1 protein-coding gene is annotated in these 824 nt (G+C 64.1%); it reads right to left on the reverse strand.

Annotated features, from left to right (window positions below):
- Positions 1-807, reverse strand: an 807-nt coding sequence (locus amrb99_RS49495) for a hypothetical protein (RefSeq protein ID WP_190869040.1), incomplete at its 3' end; no start/stop codon positions are given.
- Positions 808-824 lie beyond the last annotated feature (17 nt).

An 824-nucleotide genomic window follows, 5' to 3' on the forward strand; every position in this document is an offset into this window, starting at 1 on the left:
CCCCCAAGTCTGGGAAACGCTCTTGATCCCGCGCTCCAGGCCCGTGAGCGCTGGCTGAATGTAGCCCTTCCACGCGGTACGGGCGGCGCTCTGGATCCCCTTCCATGCGCCCTGGACGACGGCCCGGAACGTCGCCGACTTCTTGTATGCGACGACCAAGCCGACCGCTAGCGCGGCGATAGCGAGGACGACGATACCGATCGGGTTCGCCGACAGCAAGAAATTCAATGTCGTCTGAATCGGGATCCAGATGCGCATTGCCGTGGTGACGGCGACGATCGCCGTGGCGAGCGTCGTAACCACCGGAGGCGGAAGCGCAGCAAGAATTCCCGTCAGGCTCTTGACGAGCTGGAGCGAGATACCCGACATCGGCTCGAAAGCCGTCGCCAGATTGATGACAATCTGAACGAGGTTCCCGAACGTCGTCTGCAACTGCGGGAGGTTCGCCCGGATGTAGGCGATGAATTTCCCGAACCCCTCGCTGCTTTTTAGCCCTTTCCCCCATTCAGCGAATTTCTTCGTCAGCCCTTCGACGCCGGACGCCATCGCGCCCGCGTGCGGCAAGAAAGCATCGACGATTCCGGCGATGCCGATGCCGACGTTCCGCGCAGACCGCAGCAGCGGCGGAAGGGTCTTCTTCGCCGCGTCGTTGAGCCGCCCGATGAACTTGGTGACGCCGGGCCCCTTGACGTCCTTTTCGATCTGCTTGGTGAAGTCGCCGACCGAGCCCGCCGCCGTCTTCACCAGCGGCGTCAGCCGGGGCAGCAGGGCCCGGGCGATGTTGATGCCGCGCGTGAAGATCGGCATGGTGTCGCCCGCGAGCG

Source organism: Actinomadura sp. RB99 (assembly GCF_014706005.1).
Taxonomy (GTDB): domain Bacteria; phylum Actinomycetota; class Actinomycetes; order Streptosporangiales; family Streptosporangiaceae; genus Spirillospora.